Genomic DNA, 20,858 nt, shown 5'->3' on the forward strand with positions numbered 1-20,858 from the left:
TAAAAAACTTTTGAGAAGGAAAAAGTCAGCGCAAAGAGATATGTCTAGGAGATTTAAAAAAGGTGTGAAAATTCAATCTGCTGGATATGAAAAAGCGAAAGCTGAGCACCTGCGGTTATCTAGGAAAATTATGAATATCCGAAATAACCATATCCATCAAGCAACAGCTAGATTGGTGAAAACCAAACCAATGAGGATTGTTGTGGAAGACTTATCTATCTCAAACCTGTTAAAAAACAAAAAACTATCGAAAGCATTTTCATTTCAAAAATTAAACTTCTTCTTTCAATGTTTGTCATACAAGTGCGAGAAGTACGGCATTGCGTATGTAAAAGCTGATAAATGGTTCGCTTCAAGCAAGATTTGCTCATGTTGCGGCGTAAAATACGACCATTCAGTTCAACCAGAAGGACAGTGGAGTTTAAAAATACGTGAGTGGTGTTGTGTTTCATGTAATAGCCATCACGATAGGGATGTAAATGCTGCGATAAATTTATCAAGATGTGTAAAATAAATGCTTGATAATAGGAGGTAACGATACTGCCTCGTGTGGAGTGTTATACCCCTCGTCCCTNAGAAGGACAGTGGAGTTTAAAAATACGTGAGTGGTGTTGTGTTTCATGTAATAGCCATCACGATAGGGATGTAAATGCTGCGATAAATTTATCAAGATGGGTAAAATAAATGCTTGATAATAGGAGGTAACGATACTGCCTCGTGTGGAGTGTTATACCCCTCGTCCCTTTGGGGCTGCGAGAACACGATGAAGCACTAACTCGTGTAAATTTGATTGAATTGTATAGATTTAGTTAAGTTTATCGTATCGGGACATATAGAATGGAATTTCATGAACAGAAGATTTTGCCGGCAGTGAGGCAAATTAAAGATTTGGAAAAGCTATTACATAGTTCGTATGAATATATCGTTATTTTAGATATTCATGTCGGCCAATTGAAGAGTGTTATATCACTTGCGAAGCAATATTGTAAAAAGGTGTTTTTACATGTGGATTTAATTCATGGCTTGCAGAGTGATGGGCATGCGACGGAATATTTATGTCAGGAGTTTAGACCGTACGGGTTACTTTCGACAAAGGCGAGCGTTATTATGAAGGCGAAGCAAAAAGGTGTTGTGGCAATACAACGCATCTTTTTAATCGATTCGAGTGCGATGGAGAAGAGCTGCAATCTTTTAGATAAGACGAAACCGGATTATATTGAGGTGCTTCCAGGAGCAATGACGGATATTATCGCTGAAGTGAAAGAGCGTACTGGTGTACCGATTTTAGCAGGTGGTTTTATTCGTACTGTAGAAGATGTGGAAAGAGCTTTAAACGCTGGTGCGACAGCGATTACGACGTCAAAACGCGAACTATGGAAACATTACCAAAAAAAGTGACGAAAATGTGAAAAAATTCTGTTGACACCGCTTTCATAAGAGGTTAACATTATAGACAAGTTAATAAACGTGACGGAGAAAAGAAGAGATCCACATTTCATTGTTTCTATATAAATTTATATAGAAGCGTGCAAAGCTGTGGGTCTTTTTCTTTTGACAAAAACGAATGGCCATTCATTTTACCTCTATCACATTTGGAAGCGTTTAAATTGATTGTGGAGGGATACTATGTCAGCATTTTTAGGAGAGTTAATAGGGACTGCGTTGTTAATCGTACTTGGTGGCGGCGTTTGTGCTGGTGTAAGTTTAAAGAAATCGTTTGCGAAAGATTCAGGTTGGATTGTTATTACAATGGGCTGGGGCTTAGCAGTAGCGGTTGCAGCGTATGCGGTTGGATCAATTAGTGGGGCACATTTGAATCCAGCTTTAACGATAGGACTAGCATTTAAGGGAGCGTTCCCATGGAGTGACGTACCAGGTTATATCGTAGCACAAATGATTGGGGCAATTATCGGGGCAGTTATCGTATATTTACATTACTTACCACACTGGAAAGAAACAGAAGATCCAGGAACAAAGTTAGGTGTATTTGCAACAGGTCCAGCAATTCCGAACACATTTGCAAACCTTTTAAGTGAAATGATTGGAACATTCGTTTTAGTATTTGGTATATTAGCAATTGGTGCAAATAAATTTGCAGATGGATTAAATCCATTTATCGTAGGTTTCTTAATTGTAAGTATTGGTTTATCATTAGGTGGGACAACAGGATACGCAATTAACCCAGCACGTGATTTAGGTCCGCGTATCGCACACTTCTTCCTTCCGATTGCAGGAAAAGGCGGTTCAAACTGGAAGTATGCATGGATTCCAGTAGTAGGTCCAATTTTAGGTGGATCACTTGCAGGTTTATTCCATCAAGTTGTATTTGAAGGAAAGCAAAATTCAGCACTTATTTATGTGATTATCGCAACTGTGATTGTACTAGCAATCTCTTATATGACAAGTAAAAAAAGCGGAAGCAATACAAATAGTAGAAAAGTAGCATAAGGGGGAAACCGATATGAAAAAATATATTCTTTCATTAGACCAAGGAACAACAAGCTCACGCGCAATTCTTTTCAATAAAAAAGGTGAAATTGTTCATTCAGCTCAAAAAGAGTTTACACAACATTTTCCAAAGCCGGGCTGGGTAGAGCATAATGCACAAGAAATTTGGGGATCTATTTTAGCAGTTATCGCAACTTGCTTAAGCGAAGCAGATGTAAAACCAGAACAAATCGCAGGTATCGGTATTACGAACCAACGTGAAACAACGGTTGTCTGGGATAAAACAACTAGTAAACCAATTTACAACGCAATTGTATGGCAATCTCGCCAAACAGCTGAAATTTGTGATGAGTTAAAAGAAAAAGGTTATAGCGAAATGGTTCGCGAAAAAACAGGTCTTTTAATTGATGCATACTTCTCTGGTACGAAAGTAAAATGGATTTTAGATAACGTTGAAGGTGCAAGAGAGAAAGCAGAAAACGGTGATCTATTATTCGGAACAATTGATTCGTGGCTTGTATGGAAACTATCTGGTGGTAAAGCACACGTAACAGATTATTCAAACGCATCACGTACGTTAATGTTTAATATTCACGACTTACAGTGGGATGATGAGCTTCTAGAAATGTTAACAGTACCAAAGAGCATGCTTCCAGAAGTACGTCCATCATCTGAAATTTACGGAGAAACAATTGATTACCACTTCTTCGGCCAAAATGTACCGATTGCAGGTGTAGCTGGTGACCAACAAGCAGCATTATTTGGACAAGCTTGTTTCGGTGAAGGTATGGCGAAAAATACTTACGGAACTGGTTGCTTCATGTTAATGAACACAGGTGAAAAAGCAGTAGCTTCTGAGCACGGTCTATTAACAACAATTGCATGGGGAATAGATGGTAAAGTAAACTACGCATTAGAAGGAAGTATTTTCGTAGCAGGTTCTGCAATTCAGTGGTTACGTGACGGAATGCGCATGTTTAAAGATGCAAGTGAGAGTGAAGTGTATGCGAGTCGCGTTGAATCAACTGATGGTGTATACGTTGTACCAGCATTCGTTGGACTAGGAACACCTTATTGGGATAGTGAAGTACGCGGCGCTATGTTTGGTGTAACACGCGGTACGACGAAAGAGCACTTCATTCGTGCAACGCTAGAATCTTTAGCTTACCAAACGAAAGATGTATTATGCGCAATGGAAGCAGATTCAGGTATTGAACTGAAAACATTACGCGTTGATGGCGGAGCAGTTAAAAATAACTTCTTAATGAAGTTCCAAAGTGATATTTTAGATGTTCCTGTAGAGCGTCCAGTGATTAACGAAACAACGGCTTTAGGTGCAGCATACTTAGCTGGTCTTGCGGTTGGATATTGGAAAAACCAAGATGAAATTAAATCACAGTGGCATATGGACAAACGCTTTGAACCAACGATGGAAGCGGAAACAAGCGAAGAGCTATATGCTGGATGGAAAAAAGCAATTGAAGCAACAAAAGCTTTCAAATAATCATAAACAGTGTTATAATGGTGACAAGTTAATAATTCGGTAGGAGATTTGGAGAGACCACAACGCGCTATAGAGGCGAAATCTATAGCGGAGTTTGTGGTCTCTTTTTTCGTTATCAAAGGGAGGAATTACCATGAAATTTTCAAGTAAACAACGTAAAGACGTATTAAACGGAGTAAATAAACAAGAGTTAGATGTGATCGTAATTGGTGGAGGTATTACTGGTTCTGGTATTGCATTAGATGGAGCAACACGCGGGTTATCAACAATTGTGTTTGAAATGCAGGACTTTGCAGCAGGTACATCAAGTCGTTCAACGAAGCTTGTACACGGTGGTCTACGTTATTTAAAACAACTTGAAGTGAAAATGGTAGCAGAGGTGGGTAAAGAGCGTGCGATCGTATATGAGAACGGTCCCCATGTAACAACACCAGAGTGGATGTTACTTCCGTTCCATACAGGCGGTACGTTCGGATCATTTAGTACATCAATTGGTCTTCGTGTATACGACTTCTTAGCAGGTGTAAAACGAAGCGAGCGCAGAAAGATGTTTAACCGTGAAGAAACGCTAAACAAAGAGCCTCTTGTAAAAAAAGAAGGATTAAAAGGCGGCGGTTACTACGTAGAATATCGTACAGACGATGCGCGTCTTACAATTGAAGTAATGAAAGAAGCAATTGAGCATGGTGCGAAAGCTGTTAACTACGCAAAAGTAGACAGTTTCTTATATAAAGATGGAAAAGTATGCGGTGTACGTGTAATCGATTTACTAGACGGTGAAGTATATGAAGTTTACGGTAAGAAAATTGTAAACGCAGCTGGTCCTTGGGTAGATACACTTCGTGAAAAAGATAACTCGAAAAAAGGAAAAGTACTTCAGTTATCAAAAGGTGTTCACTTAGTAATTGATCAAAAACGTTTCCCACTCGGGCAAGCAATTTACTTCGATACACCAGATAAACGTATGGTGTTCGCGATTCCTCGCGGAGGAAAAACATACGTAGGTACAACAGATACGTTCTATGATAAAGACGCAGCTGTACCACAAATGACAACAGAAGATCGCACATACATCATTAATGCGATTAACTACATGTTCCCAAGCGTGAAAATTACAGAGAAAGACATTGAATCAAGCTGGGCTGGTGTACGTCCGTTAATTTATGAAGAAGGTAAGAATGCATCTGAAATTTCTCGTAAAGATGAAATTTGGACTTCTGAATCTGGTTTAATTACAATCGCAGGTGGTAAATTAACAGGATACCGCAAAATGGCTGAAATGGTAGTAGATTACGTAACGAACTTACTACAAAAAGAAGGTCATAGTGCATATCCGAAGAGTGATACGAAACATATGCCGATCTCTGGTGGACATGTAGATGGTTCACACGGATTCCCGGCATTCGTTGCGAAAAAAGCAGACGAAGGTACGAAATACGGTTTAACGACAGCGCAAGCAGAAGAATTCGCGAAATTCTATGGCTCTAACGTAGACGTACTGTTCGGCTTAGCGAAAAAACATAAAGACGAAGCGAAAGAATACAACATGCCGCTTGACGTTCTAATCCCACTTGTATACGCAATGGATTACGAAATGACAGCAAAACCAGTTGACTTCTTCGTACGCCGCAGAGGCGCTGTATTCTTCAACATCCACTGGGTATACGAGTGGAAAGAAGCAGTAATCAACTACATGGCTGCGAAACTAGGCTGGAGCAAAGAAGAACAAATGAAATATACAGCTGAACTAGAAAAATCATTAACAGACGCTGTAATTCCTGTAGATCAACAAGAACAGGCAGCTGCGTTAGCATAAAATAGAGAACCACCTGAAGGGGAGCCTTTAGGTGGTTTTTTTATGGGTTATTTTTCTAACTATGTTGTTATACTATGTATATAAGGTGGTGGTATTGTTGGACAAAGAAATCTTGAAGGGAAGTATAGATATTTTATTACTTTCTATCATTGCAAAACGTGATACATACGGCTACGAAATAGCTCAAAGTTTAAAGGATGCAAGTGAAGATTTGTATAGTATGGGACAGGGAACTTTGTATCCTGCTTTAAAGCGATTAGAGAAAAAGGAGTTTCTTGAATCTTATTGGAATGAATCTGAGAATGGGATGAAAAGGAAATTCTATACTATTACAGATAAAGGGAAAAAAGAATTGCAGAAGAAAGTGAACTCTTGGGAGAGTGTAACAGCATTAATTCAAGCTTGTCAGAAAGGAGTTATTTATGAGTGAATTTGATGAGTATATTAAGTCTATTTTAGCCTATTCAGAACTTAGTGATATTGAACAGGATGAGTTATTTCTAGAAATGTATGATCACTTGAACAGCTTGAAAGAAGAATATATGGAACAAGGTATGAATGAAAAAGAAGCGATTTATAAAGCAATTCAAAGTTTTGGAGAATCAAAATTTATTGGCGTAGAGATTAATAAATCGGTATACGAAGTTCCTAGGCCATTAAAGGTATTATCAAAAATTTTATGTATTCCTTATATAATCATTTGTTTTATTGTCTTTTTAGGAACGTTTATTTCAACTTCTACATTTGACTCTGTTCGCAGTTTGACAGGTGGTGGGACTGTCTATCATCCCATTGAATTTTGGCAGCAATTTTTACATATATCTGATTTAGAAACGTTATTACAACTTTTTGGAATAACACTTTGGCAAGTTAAAGATTTTATTGCACATCCAGGTCTTTGGGGAAACTCAACTTATTGGTTAAGCGTTTTACAACATATAATATTAGTAGTTCCATTCGGATTTTTCGTTCCAGTGCTGATTAATAAAGTGACTAACTATAAGAAAGCTCGTAAGTGGTATGTTATGACCTTTCTTGTTTGGGAGATATTACATTTACTAACTTTGTCTGATGTTTTTGATGTGTGGCGGATTGGTATAAATATGCTCGGTGCGTCGGTAGGATATCTTTTATTTATAAGCATGATACAAATAGATAATAAATTCAGGATAATGCGCAAGAAGATATTTGAAAATTAGCTTGCTATTCTGTAGTTTAAATTATACAAATTTAGTTTGATGGTAATAGAGTATTGCTGAAAACATAGGTGCTATATAGTGAGAGGATTTTTTATATTCGTAATAGGTGTTGTTCCTTGTTTATTCATCCTGTTATGAAACGGGTACATAATCCGTCTTTTATTGGTGCTATAAATGATGAGAGCGGCACAGCTGAACTAGAAAAAGTCTAGAACAACAAGAACAGGCAGCTGCGTTAGCGTAAAATAGAGAACTACCTGAAGGGGAGCCCTTTAGGTGATTTTTTCTCTTGACTAAAAATAAATAAAATGTGTTACAATGATGATAGAGTATTTAGTGTGAATTTTGCATAAAATAAAAAAGACAGAAGCCTGAGAAACTTCTGCCTTTGTAACCTAACTTGCTATTGTGGTGGTAGTAGGTGCGGTTATAAGACAATTACATTAACGTTTTAGCCGAGAACCGCCCTTACCTTTTCCACGAAGCAGGGTGGTTCTCGCTTTTTTGTATACAGAAATTAGCCACGGACCGACGTATCTTCTACCGATGACAACGCCAGCTCCGGTTAGGATACCATACACTAATTTAATTACAAACATCGCGATCATTTTATCACCTCCCCCCTTTTTTCAAAATGGAAGAGATGATTACCACACCTACTAGTTATAGCTTATTAAGTTACATTTCCATTGTATTATGTTTTAAAATAGGGAACAAGACATATGGATAAAAATCCCTATCTTTAAGCAGAGCATAAGTATCAAGGGACAAGAAGCAAATAAATATACATAAAAAAACGGTATGGACATTACCATCCGTATTTTTTTATGTATTTATAAAACTTTTCCATACAGTGCGTCGTCTAATATATGGGAAGGAGGAAATGATGTGGATGAATTAACGATAGAAGCGTTTGAAATAGAAGATAAGGAGGACCTTATCGACGAAATAATGAACAAGTATGGACAAGAAGTCCTGCAGCTTGTGTATTCGTATGTGAATAATAAAGAGGTTGCGGAGGATTTAACGCAAGATATATTCGTGAAATGCTATAAATCTCTTCATACATATAAAGGGAATTCGAATTTGAAAACATGGTTATGGAGAATTGCAATCAATGTAAGGACTATTTAAAAAGTTGGTATAACAAAAAAGTTATCGTGACAGAGGATGACTTTACGTATATGGAGAGTCAAAAAGAAAGTGTGGAACAAACTGTCATTCAAAATGCGGAGGATCGTGAACTGGCTTCTGCAGTAATGAGTTTACCGATAAAATATCGAGAAGTGATTTATCTATTTTATTATGAGGAATTATCAATTAAAGAGATTGCTACAGTAATAGAAGTAAAGGAAAACACGATAAAAACGAGACTGAAAAAAGCGAAGGAACTTTTGAAGGAAGGATTGGAGGAATAATCAAATGGAAGATCGATTAAAAGGCTTGCGAAAATCAATGGAGAACACAACGTTTAAACATTTGAGTTTTTCTGATCAACACCAGAAGCAGGTGCGCGAAAAAATCAAGCAATCGTCCGAAAAGGAAGAAGATATCCTTTTAGCAGTGTTACAACTTCTTATGAATGAAAAAACAGGTTACGAATTAATGCAGTTACTAAGAGGGAGAGGGATACGAAAATTTGAAGGCAATGAAGGGTCGCTATACACTGTATTACATCGTCTAGAACAGAATCGCTTTATCCAATCTAGCTGGGATCACGCAGGAGCTAAATATTATCAATTAAATGATAAAGGAAACAAGATGCTGCGAAAGGCAGAGAAGAATGCTACGAAGGCACGATTTATATTAAAAGGATTAGTACAGGAGTGAGAAAAAATTGAATCAAAAAGGGGAGCGTTTTTTAAAAGAAGTTACGAATCATATTAAATCAAAAGAAGCGAAGGACTTAGTAGCAACGGAACTAGATTTTCACTTGAAACAGACGAAGAATATGTGGATAGAGAAAGGCTTAAGTGAGGAAGTTGCTGAAGATAAGGCTGTTGAACAAATGGGAAGTCCAATTAAGCTTGGCCAGGAACTTAATAAACTACATAAGCCAAAGGTTGATTGGTTCTTAATTGGTTTATTAGTGGCTGCGATGGGGCTAGGTTTTTTGCCAGTTATAGCGCTTGGACATGCTGACTTATTAATGAATAAGGTGATATTTGTAATTCTCGGTGTTACAACAGCGATTGGGATGATGCTATTTGATTATCGGAAGTTAGAGAGGCTTGGGTGGCTGTTTTATACAATTGGTGTACTTATCTTGTTAATGATAAAATGTTTTCCGACTGCTTCTTTGAATGGAGAACCATTACTAAAAATTGGTTCCGTCATAATTGATTGTTTAATGACAATACCATTCTTTTTTCTAGGCTGGGCTTCTTTTTTCAATAACAGTAGATTAAAGCTTATGCATCTTCTCATGTTGTACGTATTTTCTTTATATCTATTTTCAACTACATCAACTCTTTTACCACTGTTCATCTATATCACGATGGTATTTGTTATGCTTTGGTGGAGTAAGTTAGGAAAGAAAACGGCATGGCTCATTACGATTTTACCTATTGTACCATTGATTATTAGGGATCTACTTTCCTGGTCTGCTGTAAAAGAATACCGTATGGCCAGAATTTTAGGAATTTTAAATCCAGAGCATGATCTATGGTATTTACGTTTAAAAGAGGCGATGTCTTCAGCAGGTTGGTTTGGTACATATGAAAATATAAAGTCTATCCGTGCTGCCCATACTGATTTTGTATTTGCAAGTTTGACTTACTATTATGGATATGTACTTGCGCTAGTTCTTGTCGTGATTCTTTCTCTTTTTGCAGTAAGAATAATGAACATAGCTTATAAAATAAATGATGGTTATGGTAAATTGCTTCTCGTTGGCGGAGTGACTCTTTTTGTAATCCATTTTATTTGTAATGTTGGCATGACCCTCGGGATATTACCACGTGTTTCTATATCATTACCATTTATTAGCTACGGATTGATACCAACTCTGTTTCATGCATTTATAATGGGAATTGTGTTAAGTGTATATCGACGTAAAGATATTCCTTTTAGAATGAGAAAAACACCTTGATAATCATCAAGGTGTTTTAGTTATTAGCTCAAAACTATACGAATCAGCCCCAAGCACAAAAGGACTAACCTCACCAACGCTATAAAGGTGCAACTCATGCATCGCGCGTGTGCAAGCAGTGTAGAACAATCTACGAACGCTCTCATCGCTGTACACATCTTTAGAAGCATTGTAAATAATAACAGCGTCAAATTCGATACCTTTCGCTAAGTAAGCAGGGATTACGACAATGCCTTGCTCATACTCGGCTGAGTTACTCTTCACGAGTTTAATATTATCGATATGATTAAGTGCTTCGTATGCAGCGGCGCTTTCAGCTGCGGATTTACATATAATTGCGATTGTATTGTGTTGCTCTTTTTGTAGTTCAGCAACTTTGGCAGTAATATGTTCGTGCAGTTCGCTCTCATTCGCTACTTTCGTCACTGTAGGTTTCTCGCCGTCACGTTCAAAGGCGTGAATGTTCTTGCCTTCCGGTACGAGAGCACGTGTAAATTCAATAATCGGTTTTGTTGAGCGATAGCTACGAGTTAAGTTAATACCGTTCGTTTCATCCGGTCCGTATAAGCTAGTAAGTGTATTGAAATTCACTGCTTCACTTGCATGGGCAAATATCGCTTGATTAAAGTCTCCGAGTACCGTCATTTTTGCGGCAGGGAAGAGACGTTTTAAAAACTCGAACTGGAACGGCGAATAATCTTGCGCTTCGTCTACGAGTACGTGTTTAATCGATCTATTCGTTTGGAAGCCTTCGATTAATTCTTTTAAAAGTAAAAATGGAGTCGCATCCTCGTAATATAGCTTTCCTTCATCAAGCATGTTTACCGTTAAAGAGCAAATGTCATCCCATTCTTTCGGTTTTTCTCCAGTAACCCACGATGCGTCTGTGAAGAGTTGTTTATAGATTCCTGTGAAATTGATGAAGCGCAGTGTTTGAACGCCTTTACGAAGTGGCTTCAATTTTTTACGGACAATCATACGTCCCAGGACTTTCGTTTCTTTCTCATAGTCATTAAAAGAGTTGTCGTCAAACTCGCCTTTTTTCTGTAAATATTTATAAGCCTTTTGGTATTCATCTTTACTAAGTAATTCAATTTCTTCTTCTACCCAAGGCTTTTTCAGTTCTGCTTTTTCGAGTGCATCTATTTGTTTATTTAGCCAATCCGTTAACTTTTCAATTCGACTATGGAAGCGGAGGGAGGAGTCAGTATTATAAAATTGCTCTGTAATCTCTTTTGCAGAGACGATCAGTTTTCCTCTAAATTTCATTCCTCTAAATAGCATGCCTGAAGATTCAAGAGATTGTCTGTACGCTCTAATCATCTCGAAAAATTGAGTGGATGCTTTAAATCGGATGCTCGCATTTCTCGTTTTATAGGTAGGGCTATTCGTTTCAGTTAACATATATTCCAATGGCTCATAAGGGTCTTCAACATCAAATGACTTACTTAGTCTATGGTTTAAATATTCTTGGAATGTTACTTGCTGCATATTTTCTTCACCGAGTTCAGGTAGTACGTTAGATACGTAGCTATTGAACATAGAGTTAGGGGAGAAGAGAATAATTTGATCCGCTTTTAGCCATTCGCGATATTTATATAGTAAGTAGGCGATTCGCTGAAGGGCAGCAGATGTTTTACCACTACCAGCAGCTCCTTGAACGATAAGGAGTCGGCCTTCATCGTGACGGATAATTTCATTTTGCTCACGCTGAATCGTAGCGACGATACTTTGCATATGTTTGTTCGTACCTTTTCCGAGTGCTTGTTGCAAGATTTCATCGCCAATTGTAAGGCTCGTATCGAACATGGAATCAATCTCGCCATTTTGAATAATGTATTGTAATTTTTTCTCCACATTACCGCGAATTACGCCGCCTGGTGTGTTGTACTCAGCTGGTCCTGGTGGGTAGTCGTAATAAACACTTGAAATTGGGGCGCGCCAGTCATAAATAAGAAAGTTTTCTCCGCTTGCATCAGTAAGGGTAGAAACACCGATATAGATTTGTTCTGTGGAAGGTTCGCCTTCTTCAGTGAAATCGATGCGTCCGAAGTAAGGTGCTTTTTGCATACGTCGCAGCGCGGCAAGTCGATTAAAGGTGTGTTTATGGGTGATTTGTGTAACAGCTAGTGATTGAGCTTGTTGTCTTAAGTTGATAACTGTTTCAAGGTAATCATCAAAAGTATCTGTATTCACTTTAACGTCATCCCAGAAGTGTTTACGGATGTTGATTACTTCTGCCCGGCGTCTGCCAGTTTCGTTTTCCAGCTTATCAATTTGCTGCGTAATAGTTTCGATTACGGTATCCAATCGTTTTTGCTCTAGATCAAGTTTTTTGTTCATACGTAAGCACTCCTTTAAAAGTGAAAAATAGAGGTTGACTGAAGAAAAATTTTGTTGTACAATTAAGATACGGATAAATACGTTCTTTATATTTTTTAAAACGTGTTTCTGTACTAATTTAACATAGTTTTTGAATTTAATCAATGATAATAAGATAAACCTTGGTTCCGTGTAGCGTGGATCAAGGTTTTTTGTGTTTTTAAGAGGGAATCACACTTGTTGTCGTTTTTTGTCGGTAAGTCGATATATTTGAAAAATCGCCGATATAATTTCATTTACCGAATCTGGATATAACTATCGGGAGAAGAGGATATAAAAAAAGCTCGGGCCGAAGCCCAAGCTTTTTACTTCATTATTTCTTTTCTTCTTTTTTATCGTCAGCTTTTTGCTCTTTGAAAAGATCTTTTAAATCTTTATCGTCAACTTTTACGTCAGCTTTTTTGATTTCTTTCATCATTAAGTCATTCATAAATTGAGCATCTTGCGTTTTTTCTTGAGCTAGTGATTTTTTAATATCAGCTTTTGATTTATCGAAAGTTGCATCTGCGTGATTATCAGTTACTTTAATAATATGGTAACCGAATTGTGTTTTTACAGGTTCGCTTACTTCATCTTTTTTCAACTTTTGAGCTGCTTCTTCAAATTCTTTTACCATTTTCCCTGGTCCGAAGAATCCTAAGTCGCCACCTTTTTCTTTTGAACCTGTATCTTCAGAGTATTGCTTTGCTAATTCTTCGAAAGATTTACCTTGAGCAAGTTCATCTTTCACTTTTTTAGCAGTTTCTTCATCTTTTACAAGGATATGACTTGCTTTAATTTCTTTTTTATAATCCTCGAATTTTGCTTTTACATCTTTATCAGTAATCGATTGTTCAACCGCTTTTTCTTGAGCTAATTGAGCACGCACACTATTTTTGATAGTTTCTTCTTTAATACCTTGTTGTTTCATTAGTGTATCGAATTGATCACCGTATTGTTTTTTCATTTCATCGAACTTTTTGTCTACATCTTTGTCTTCAACTTTGTAGTTTTTAATAAGAACTTTTTCCATAACCATGTTGTTTAGTACTTGTTTACCAGCTTGTGTCTTCATTTGATCGTAGAATTCTTCTTTTGTAATGTCACCAGCTTTAGATGTAACGATTTTGTCTGATGATGATGTTCCACATGCTGATAATGCGATTACACTTGTTGCGGCTAAGGCAAGCATAGCTTTCTTCATTCGATAAACACTCCTACTATTATGTATTTTTAATTTATCCTACACCGATGAATTTTAAATTCATAAGAGCCCGATTAAGTCTCACTGATACTTTTGCTTTTTTGTATTGGTAAAGCGCGCTTAACAGGGCTTACCGTGGCTGAGGATAAAGTTTTGATGAATGTTTTGTTCTATAGTATAAGCAATATGTACAAAATTTAATATATCATATTTCGACGCGTTTTCATATTGATAAAGAAAAATTAACCAGTACGTGTCAGATTTTGAAAGTGTGCCATATTGGGCGTATGCCGCATATACAGAATAGAGGAGGGGATGGGGATGAATTCTCAACTTATTTTATTACTTGTACTGTTTATTTTATTGGTTATTGTAGGTATAATTTGCTTATAGAGGAAAAAAGTGAGGAAGGGGCTTTCCTTCCTCACTTTCCATGAAATATAATTTCTATATAACTAGAAATTAATAAAATTGTTATACATACATTAATAACCCGAAAGACACCGGGCTGGCGGCTCGCAGCTATTTGTTTTCGTTCACACAGTGTATGTGTCATGAAATTCGTGTAAAATATAACAAGAAGTGCGAATGCGACAAAAACAACTGTTATAAGTGTCATGAGGCGAGACCTCCTTTTGGCTAAAATACATATACATATATTGTATCACACGATATTTTGTTCGTGTTACAAAATTCAGAAATAGAAGACTTTGTGTTAGAAAGTGAGGGAGAAAATGGACGTTGTTAGAAGATTAGAACAAGCTGAATACTACGTAGACCTACTATTTAAAATGATTGATGAAGAGAAGTGTCCATTTTATTCTTTGATCATAAAGAAAAAAGCTCGTAAAAAAGATATTGAACGTATACTAAATCTTTGTGAAAAACTGAACGAGCAATATGTAGTGGAGAAAGCAGAAGGGCTTCTTTTGTTCGATGCGCTGTTAGATCAATTTGAAAAAGCGCTTCCACATCAGCTCGAAGTAAACGAAACTGCGGAAGCGCTAGCAAAACAAGGTTTATTTAAGCCGCTTATGAATGAATTCTTAAGCATGATTGCGAAAAAATAAATAGATTATTTCTTAACTAACTTTTGATCGGATTCTGTAAAGTTCTCTTCAATATCTTCTAATGATTTCTCAAAAATATCGATGAAGTCTTGTCCGTAAATATTACGCAGGATTGCAATCAGTTCGATATTTTCTGGGAACTTCCCATAAAAATTACGAAGTGCAAGAGCCCCATTAAACACTGAATTATTTTCAGGATCATACTCCTCCATTAAGCGAAGTAGTAATTCTTCCCCTTTGTCTGTAATTTCAATGTACGTATTTCGTTTATCATCTTCCTTTTTTGAGAATACAAGATAGCCGCGTTCTTCAAGCTTTTTAGAGAAGTTAAACGCCGTTGATACGTGCATAACTCCAAACTTAGCAATCTCAGAAATAGAAGCCCCTTTTAAATGATAAGCGATTGTTAAAATATGATGTTCATTAATATTTAAATCGTAAGGTTTAATCCACTGCTGCCAATCTTTCTCTACACATTTCCATAACGCTTTCGATAATTGAGCAATGCGTTGGCTGAAAATCATCGCTTCTTTTACCGAGTAATCTTTTTCTCCACTTTTCATGTACTCACCCACTTTAACATTCTTTTTTCATTACTATCTATTATGCCAGTAAAATAAAAATTAATAAAGTCTTTTTGTGAGAATTGTGAAAATTTTTTAACAAAATGACATTCTATACAAATCATGCATAACTATGGAAGCGTTTTATGAGTCGTGAATACATGCGTTGTCCTTACATGTTAATTGATAACATATATTGTAAATGCATAAAAACACGGCATATCTATACGATATGCCGTGTCAAGGTCAATTTATATAAAAAATATTTGTTATATGCAAAAAACTAAGCAGGAATTTGTTTACGCTTTTTCTGGAACAGCTTCTTGTAGTTTCTCAATTGACTTTTGGATGTCCAAAATTTCTTTCTCAATATGGCGCTTGTTTTGAGAAAGATCTTGTTTCCAGTTAGAAAGCGTGTCTTGCATGTCATCTTTTAGTTCTTGAAACACTTCTTTACCTTCTGAAGCAGTTTCAACAATTTGACGCTTTAATAATTTCGTATCAGCTGTAATATCAGCTAAAGTCTTTTTAATATCATTTCCTTTTTCTTTTAACTTGCCGCGCATGTCTTTACCAGAAGAAGGAGTTGAGAAAAGAACGGCTAGTCCAGCAACTGCTCCCCCGCAAATAACACCTGTAATAAAGGATTTAGCTTTTGACATAAAAGGAGACCTCCTTATTTTTTGTTCGTATTCATGATGTAAAACAATATGCATATCTTTCTTATATGTGCTATGCACAAACAATCATCCCTGAGCATTTTAAGTGAAGAAACAAGCCATGCGGAATTTGATGACTTCAGGGAAGTGGCTTGTTATGTATTACGCCTTCTTATAGTGTCATTATTTCACACTATTTGCAATTGTACTTGCGATGTTTTGTAAATTTTCCATAGTGTATTCATTTTGGTGTGATTTCCAAACAGCACCGAAACCATCTTTTTCACCGTAGCGTGGAATTAAATGAAGGTGGAAGTGGAACACAGTTTGTCCAGCTTTTTCACCGTTATTGTTAAGTAGGTTAAAGCCAACTGGATTAAACTCTGCTTTAATCGCATTTGCGATTTTTGGAACGACAGAAAAAATGTGTGATGCGATTTCTGGCGTTAACGCAAAAATGTCTTGTTTGTGAACTTTCGGAATAACAAGAGTATGTCCTTTTGTTACTTGACTAATATCTAAAAATGCAAGCACATGTTCATCTTCGTATACTTTTGAGCAAGGGATTTGCCCGTCAATGATTTTACAAAAAATACAATTGTCTGCTGTATGATTCATTGATCTCATCCTTTCAAATATCCTTAGCCGTATTTTACCATAATTACATAAGAGAACAAACACGAAAAACAGGAAGCTGACTCAGCTTCCTGTTTTCTGAAGAGGGATTGAAAAAGCATTATCGTAATTTACGTTTCGCAGACACCTCATTTATTTAAGAAATGCACGGTAAATCGGCTAAAGTTTCTGCCGTAGACACCCCATTTTCAAGTGAAATGAATTGCAATCTTTCATAAAAGGAAATTGTTTATTTTTTAAAACAGTATATGCTCTTTCGGAGACACCCCGTTTCGAAAATGAAACAAATAATCTGGTTATGTGTAAATTTCATTGTCCAACATGGACACCCCATTTCATGATGACTTCACTATGTTGTTGTACTCATCAATTGGTGGTTGCTTTTTCAATGTGTTCCTTCTTCAATAATTATGATGTCCGCTTTCGGGAAAATATATGCTAATAAATTTAAATTTTTTTTTGAGTACATGGATACTATGTAGTACAGCATAATTTTTGGTAAGATGAATATAGAATGAATACTAATGAAGAAAGTGGTGTCGTATGAGCGAGTTATTGCGTGTAGAAAATGTTACAGGAGGATATACGAAACGACCTGTATTAAAAGACGTTTCGTTCTCTGTTAATAAAGGCGAACTTGTCGGCTTAATCGGTTTAAATGGAGCTGGTAAAAGTACGACGATTAAACATATTATCGGTTTAATGGAACCGAAAAAAGGAACTGTCACAATTAATGGGAAAACAATTCGTGATGATATGACAGCGTACCGTTCTAGCTTTTCATTCATTCCAGAAACGCCGGTATTATATGATGAATTAACGTTAGAAGAGCATTTGAAATTAACAGCGATGGCGTACGGCGTCGATGAAAAACAATATGAAGAACGTGTAGGACAACTATTACATGAATTTCGAATGAAAAATCGTTTAAAATGGTTTCCATCTCATTTCTCAAAAGGGATGAAACAAAAAGTAATGATTATGAGCGCGTTTTTAGTTGAGCCATCTCTTTACATAGTAGACGAACCTTTCGTTGGATTAGATCCGTTAGCAATTCAATCTCTTCTTCAAATGATGGATCAAATGAAAAAGAGTGGAGCCGGTATTTTAATGAGCACACATATTTTAGCGACGGCAGAGCGTTATTGTGATTCGTTCATTATTCTGCATCAAGGTGAAGTAAGAGCGAAGGGAACATTAGCTGAACTGCAATCACAGTTTAATATGCCAGGTGCAACGTTAGATGATATTTACATCGCGCTAACAAAGGAAGAAGATTATGAATAGCACAGCGTTATGGAAAGAACGATTTCGTCACTTTCTAAAAGAAGTTCGTACATATAGTAAATACGTATTTAATGATCATTTGAAATTTATTTTCGTGTTCATCATCGGTGCGGGAGCGTATTATTACCAGCAATGGTTACAAACGTTAACATCTTCCTTTCCAACTGCGCTCATAATGGCAGTATTAATTGGACTCGTGTTAACAGCTGGATCCATTCAAACGTTATTAAAAGAAGCGGATCTCGTTTACTTACTGCCAGTTGAAGAAAAGTTAAAACCTTACTTCACCAAGGCATTTCTTTTTACATTTATGATTCAGTTATACATAATCGCAATCGTAGCAGCTGCGCTTGCTCCGTTATACTTCCAACAAATGAAGCAAACCGGTGCTGGCTACATATGGATTGTCCTCGCATTTGTCATTGTAAAAGCGTGGAATTTATTCGTCGCGTGGGAAAAATCATTTTTAACAGATCAAAATATACAAAGAGTTGATTGGTTTATTCGTTTTATCTTAAACGGTTTATTTGTATATTTCCTTGTAGAACGTACTTCAGTTCTTGTTATTGGCGGAATCGTTCTGCTCATGGTGTTATATCTTGCTATCATGCATCAAATGGTAAAAGGAAAGCCGCTAAACTGGGAGTATTTAATTTCTGAAGAAGGTAAGAAAATGATGCTGCTGTACCGAATTGCAAATATGTTCGTTGATGTACCAGCATTAAAAGAAAGAGTATCTCGCCGAAAATGGCTGGATTTCATTCTGTCGATAATCGGCGAAAAGCGCACATATTTATACTTATATACGAGAACGTTTTTAAGATCAGGTAACTATTTTGGATTATATGTGCGTCTGCTCGCTCTTGGAGGAGTTATTCTTTACTTCATTCCATTTTTATACGGGCGATTTATCGTAAGTTTTATTTTCCTATACTTAATTGGCTATCAGCTATTAACTTTATGGAAACATCACCGCATGAAAATTTGGCTTGATTTGTATCCAGTAAAGGTAGATGAAAAGAAGAAAGATTTTCTTACTTTATTAAATGTGATTCTAATCATCGGGAGCGTAATCTTTACAGTTATATTTGCACTAGCAACGAAAGATTTCATGATGACAGGAATTTTACTTGTCGTAAGCATATTATTTAGTATCGGTTTCGTTTACCAATACGGTGCGAAGCGCATTGAACGTTTAAATTGAAGGGAATGAACCTATGATTACATATGAAGAAAAGGTTATAAAAGAACTGGAGCAGTGGAAAGCTACATTCATGAAAGATTCTTCTATGATGACACGGTTCTCAAAGAAAGTGCAGACGAAAGTACAACAGCTTATTCCGGCGAAAGTGCAAAAAGTCTTAACAGAAACGATTCGGATGATGGTGCAAACGATCAGCGCCGGATCAAACTTTATAAAGCCGAAGCTAAAAGAGACGACATGGTCACTGCAAAGACGTGATGACGAAGTGCGTAAAAAAATGGATGAGTACAAAAAAATAGCTGCGGCAGAAGGAGCAGGGACGGGGGCTGGTGGTATTTTACTCGGTCTTGCTGACTTTCCGCTTTTACTTACGATTAAAATTAAATTTTTATTCGATGCAGCAACGTTGTATGGATTTGATACAAGTAAACAAGAAGAGCGTCTTTTTATTCTTCACGTTTTCCAACTCGCCTTTTCAAGTGACAATCACAGAAAAGAAATATGGAAAGCAATTGAAACGTGGGATACAGAAAAAGAAAATCATATGGACTGGGAAAAGTTCCAAACAGAATACCGAGACTATATCGATTTAGCGAAAATGCTTCAGCTCGTACCAGTAATCGGTGCCCCGGTAGGCGCATATGCGAACTATCAATTGCTGCAAAGACTTGGAGAAGTGACAATGAATTGTTATCGTATGCGATTGCTAAATAGAAAGTAAAAAAAAGCATCCTAAATGTGTGATTTAGGATGCTTTTTTTAGAAGTTAATTTCGCTATAGCCAACTCCGACTACAATCAATATGATAAAGAGCACAATAATGGATGGAAATCCGCTTTTATTATCGTGACCAGCCTCATCGCCGCCTTTATCCCGCTGTTTATGAAGGCTGATTAAAGTTTCACTTTATCAAGAACTTCCTGTGTAAACTCTTATTAACTTGCAAATTATTCAGTTTCATTTTATAATTTATTTACCGACCGGTAAGTAAAAATAAGTGAGGTACAGTATGACAAAGAATTTACAAACATCGCAAAACATTGTCGAGGCATCATTTAAACTCATGGCAGAGCACGGCATTGAGAAGATGAGCCTTTCCATGATTGCGAAAGAGGTAGGTATTTCAAAACCGGCTATTTATTATCATTTTTCTTCTAAAGAAGCGTTAGTCGATTTTTTATTTGAAGAGATTTTTTCTGATTATCATTTTGCAAATTACTTCGATAAAGAGCAGTATACGAAAGAAAATTTTGCAGAAAAGCTAATCGCAGATGGTTTACATATGCTCTCTGAGTATGAAGGGCAAGAAGGAATACTACGCGTTATCAATGAATTTATCGTAACTGCATCGCGAAATGAAAAGTATCAGAAACGATTATTTGAAATACAAGAGGATTTCTTACATGGTTTCCACGATTTATTGAAGCAAGGCGCGAGACTGGGCGTTGTGTCACAACATGCAACGGAAGAAAACGCTCATACGCTAGCGCTTGTGATCGATAATATGAGCAATTATATGCTCATGGGATTTCAGTTAAAATATAAAGAAATTTGGATTCGAAATGTGAAAAGCGTCATGAAGGAGGAGTAAAAATGAAAATGCAAAAAAACTGGTGGCTCGGTTTTCTTGGATTCATTGGAGTTTATAAAATTCCAGGCATGATAGAGGCTTTTCAAGCAGATGGAAGTTGGATGAAGTTAATCGGTTTTATTTGGCTACTTTGGTTCGGATATTTTATTCCAGAGAGGAAAGAAGATTAAATTTTAATTTTCTGTAAAGTTATGTAAAATATAGATTAAGAGTATTCGTATATTA

Annotated in this window: 24 protein-coding genes and 2 pseudogenes; 18 read left to right on the forward strand and 8 right to left on the reverse strand. The window is 36.6% G+C overall.

Annotated features, from left to right (window positions below):
* The 8 genes and pseudogenes from ASE54_RS36115 to ASE54_RS17445 form a co-directional block, all read left to right on the forward strand.
* A partial coding sequence (locus ASE54_RS36115; protein WP_235567845.1) for an RNA-guided endonuclease TnpB family protein occupies positions 1–514 on the forward strand: 514 nt, incomplete at its 5' end.
* A 61-nt stretch (positions 515–575) separates the two neighbouring features.
* A pseudogene (locus ASE54_RS34660) lies at positions 576–684 on the forward strand (zinc ribbon domain-containing protein); the annotation flags it as partial.
* Positions 685–837: 153 nt separating this feature from the next.
* Positions 838–1,398, forward strand: coding sequence for a glycerol uptake operon antiterminator GlpP (gene glpP / locus ASE54_RS17420; RefSeq protein ID WP_000394286.1), 561 nt, complete (start codon positions 838–840; stop codon positions 1,396–1,398).
* Between the two features lie 228 nt (positions 1,399–1,626).
* Positions 1,627–2,448 (forward strand): glycerol uptake facilitator protein GlpF, encoded by an 822-nt coding sequence (gene glpF, locus ASE54_RS17425; RefSeq protein ID WP_001272200.1) that lies wholly within the window; start codon positions 1,627–1,629, stop codon positions 2,446–2,448.
* A 13-nt stretch (positions 2,449–2,461) separates the two neighbouring features.
* Positions 2,462–3,952: a glycerol kinase GlpK gene (gene glpK, locus ASE54_RS17430; protein WP_000760013.1), complete on the forward strand. Its 1,491-nt coding sequence runs from the start codon at positions 2,462–2,464 to the stop codon at positions 3,950–3,952.
* A 133-nt stretch (positions 3,953–4,085) separates the two neighbouring features.
* Positions 4,086–5,768 carry an aerobic glycerol-3-phosphate dehydrogenase gene (gene glpD / locus ASE54_RS17435; RefSeq protein WP_000672830.1) on the forward strand — a complete coding sequence of 561 codons (1,683 nt, stop codon included), beginning with the start codon at positions 4,086–4,088 and terminating at the stop codon, positions 5,766–5,768.
* Positions 5,769–5,865: 97 nt separating this feature from the next.
* Complete coding sequence (locus ASE54_RS17440) at positions 5,866–6,198, forward strand: PadR family transcriptional regulator (protein ID WP_000356630.1); 333 nt, start codon at positions 5,866–5,868, stop codon at positions 6,196–6,198.
* A complete protein-coding gene (locus ASE54_RS17445) occupies positions 6,191–6,967 on the forward strand; it encodes a VanZ family protein (RefSeq protein ID WP_001288373.1) in 777 nt (258 codons plus the stop codon). Before ASE54_RS17440 ends, ASE54_RS17445 begins: the two co-directional genes overlap by 8 nt.
* Positions 6,968–7,410: 443 nt before the next feature.
* On the opposite strand, the gene ASE54_RS36390 is transcribed toward ASE54_RS17445, so the two are convergent.
* Positions 7,411–7,575 (reverse strand): hypothetical protein, encoded by a 165-nt coding sequence (locus ASE54_RS36390; RefSeq protein ID WP_000561154.1) that lies wholly within the window; start codon positions 7,573–7,575, stop codon positions 7,411–7,413.
* Between the two features lie 280 nt (positions 7,576–7,855).
* Here ASE54_RS36390 and ASE54_RS17450 point away from each other — a divergent pair.
* From ASE54_RS17450 to ASE54_RS17460, 3 genes and pseudogenes are all read left to right on the forward strand, one after another.
* A pseudogene (locus ASE54_RS17450) lies at positions 7,856–8,385 on the forward strand (sigma-70 family RNA polymerase sigma factor).
* A 4-nt stretch (positions 8,386–8,389) separates the two neighbouring features.
* Positions 8,390–8,797: a PadR family transcriptional regulator gene (locus tag ASE54_RS17455; protein ID WP_000390152.1), complete on the forward strand. Its 408-nt coding sequence runs from the start codon at positions 8,390–8,392 to the stop codon at positions 8,795–8,797.
* Between the two features lie 7 nt (positions 8,798–8,804).
* Positions 8,805–10,058 carry an FtsW/RodA/SpoVE family cell cycle protein gene (locus ASE54_RS17460; RefSeq protein WP_001072131.1) on the forward strand — a complete coding sequence of 418 codons (1,254 nt, stop codon included), beginning with the start codon at positions 8,805–8,807 and terminating at the stop codon, positions 10,056–10,058.
* 6 nt (positions 10,059–10,064) lie between these two features.
* On the opposite strand, the gene helD is transcribed toward ASE54_RS17460, so the two are convergent.
* Positions 10,065–12,401, reverse strand: a complete 2,337-nt coding sequence (gene helD, locus ASE54_RS17465) for an RNA polymerase recycling motor HelD (protein WP_001035458.1) — start codon at positions 12,399–12,401, stop codon at positions 10,065–10,067.
* A gap of 352 nt (positions 12,402–12,753) precedes the next feature.
* Positions 12,754–13,623: a peptidylprolyl isomerase PrsA gene (prsA, locus tag ASE54_RS17470; protein WP_000710062.1), complete on the reverse strand. Its 870-nt coding sequence runs from the start codon at positions 13,621–13,623 to the stop codon at positions 12,754–12,756.
* 279 nt (positions 13,624–13,902) lie between these two features.
* Here prsA and ASE54_RS37590 point away from each other — a divergent pair, with 279 nt between their 5' ends.
* The gene (locus ASE54_RS37590) at positions 13,903–14,016 is read left to right on the forward strand and encodes a hypothetical protein (protein ID WP_002023459.1); all 114 of its coding nucleotides are present in this window, start codon (positions 13,903–13,905) and stop codon (positions 14,014–14,016) included.
* A 31-nt stretch (positions 14,017–14,047) separates the two neighbouring features.
* On the opposite strand, the gene ASE54_RS17475 is transcribed toward ASE54_RS37590, so the two are convergent.
* Positions 14,048–14,242 carry a hypothetical protein gene (locus tag ASE54_RS17475; protein ID WP_000172690.1) on the reverse strand — a complete coding sequence of 65 codons (195 nt, stop codon included), beginning with the start codon at positions 14,240–14,242 and terminating at the stop codon, positions 14,048–14,050.
* Positions 14,243–14,357: 115 nt separating this feature from the next.
* On the opposite strand from ASE54_RS17475, the gene ASE54_RS17480 reads away from it, so the two are divergent.
* A complete protein-coding gene (locus ASE54_RS17480; protein WP_000383656.1) occupies positions 14,358–14,693 on the forward strand; it encodes a DUF1878 family protein in 336 nt (111 codons plus the stop codon).
* 5 nt (positions 14,694–14,698) lie between these two features.
* On the opposite strand, the gene ASE54_RS17485 is transcribed toward ASE54_RS17480, so the two are convergent.
* The 3 genes from ASE54_RS17485 to ASE54_RS17495 all read right to left on the reverse strand — a co-directional run bounded on the left by ASE54_RS17485 (position 14,699) and on the right by ASE54_RS17495 (position 16,533).
* The gene (locus ASE54_RS17485; protein ID WP_000834924.1) at positions 14,699–15,256 is read right to left on the reverse strand and encodes an HTH-type transcriptional regulator Hpr; all 558 of its coding nucleotides are present in this window, start codon (positions 15,254–15,256) and stop codon (positions 14,699–14,701) included.
* Positions 15,257–15,555: 299 nt separating this feature from the next.
* Positions 15,556–15,918, reverse strand: coding sequence for a YtxH domain-containing protein (locus tag ASE54_RS17490; protein ID WP_000030303.1), 363 nt, complete (start codon positions 15,916–15,918; stop codon positions 15,556–15,558).
* A gap of 180 nt (positions 15,919–16,098) precedes the next feature.
* The gene (locus tag ASE54_RS17495; RefSeq protein WP_001016835.1) at positions 16,099–16,533 is read right to left on the reverse strand and encodes an HIT family protein; all 435 of its coding nucleotides are present in this window, start codon (positions 16,531–16,533) and stop codon (positions 16,099–16,101) included.
* 561 nt (positions 16,534–17,094) lie between these two features.
* Between ASE54_RS17495 and ecsA the strand changes: the two genes are divergently transcribed.
* The 3 genes from ecsA to ecsC are packed head-to-tail and all read left to right on the forward strand — an operon-like array spanning position 17,095 to position 19,763.
* Positions 17,095–17,838, forward strand: coding sequence for an ABC transporter ATP-binding protein EcsA (ecsA, locus tag ASE54_RS17500; protein ID WP_001292597.1), 744 nt, complete (start codon positions 17,095–17,097; stop codon positions 17,836–17,838).
* Entirely contained in the window at positions 17,831–19,042 is a 1,212-nt protein-coding gene (ecsB, locus tag ASE54_RS17505; protein WP_001089120.1) for an ABC transporter permease EcsB, read from the forward strand. The genes ecsA and ecsB overlap by 8 nt, the downstream gene beginning before the upstream one ends.
* Before the next feature lie 13 nt (positions 19,043–19,055).
* Positions 19,056–19,763: an ecs operon protein EcsC gene (gene ecsC, locus ASE54_RS17510; protein WP_000634144.1), complete on the forward strand. Its 708-nt coding sequence runs from the start codon at positions 19,056–19,058 to the stop codon at positions 19,761–19,763.
* A gap of 38 nt (positions 19,764–19,801) precedes the next feature.
* Here the strand turns inward: ecsC and ASE54_RS35850 are convergent, their stop codons facing one another.
* Complete coding sequence (locus ASE54_RS35850; RefSeq protein WP_102981857.1) at positions 19,802–19,936, reverse strand: YjcZ family sporulation protein; 135 nt, start codon at positions 19,934–19,936, stop codon at positions 19,802–19,804.
* A 115-nt stretch (positions 19,937–20,051) separates the two neighbouring features.
* Here ASE54_RS35850 and ASE54_RS17515 point away from each other — a divergent pair, with 115 nt between their 5' ends.
* Together ASE54_RS17515 and ASE54_RS36395 are read left to right on the forward strand one after the other, a co-directional pair.
* Positions 20,052–20,633 carry a TetR/AcrR family transcriptional regulator gene (locus ASE54_RS17515; RefSeq protein WP_000164836.1) on the forward strand — a complete coding sequence of 194 codons (582 nt, stop codon included), beginning with the start codon at positions 20,052–20,054 and terminating at the stop codon, positions 20,631–20,633.
* Between the two features lie 2 nt (positions 20,634–20,635).
* Positions 20,636–20,803 carry a hypothetical protein gene (locus ASE54_RS36395; protein ID WP_000783816.1) on the forward strand — a complete coding sequence of 56 codons (168 nt, stop codon included), beginning with the start codon at positions 20,636–20,638 and terminating at the stop codon, positions 20,801–20,803.
* Positions 20,804–20,858 lie beyond the last annotated feature (55 nt).

Source organism: Bacillus sp. Root131, assembly GCF_001429475.1.
GTDB lineage: Bacteria > Bacillota > Bacilli > Bacillales > Bacillaceae_G > Bacillus_A > Bacillus_A thuringiensis_S.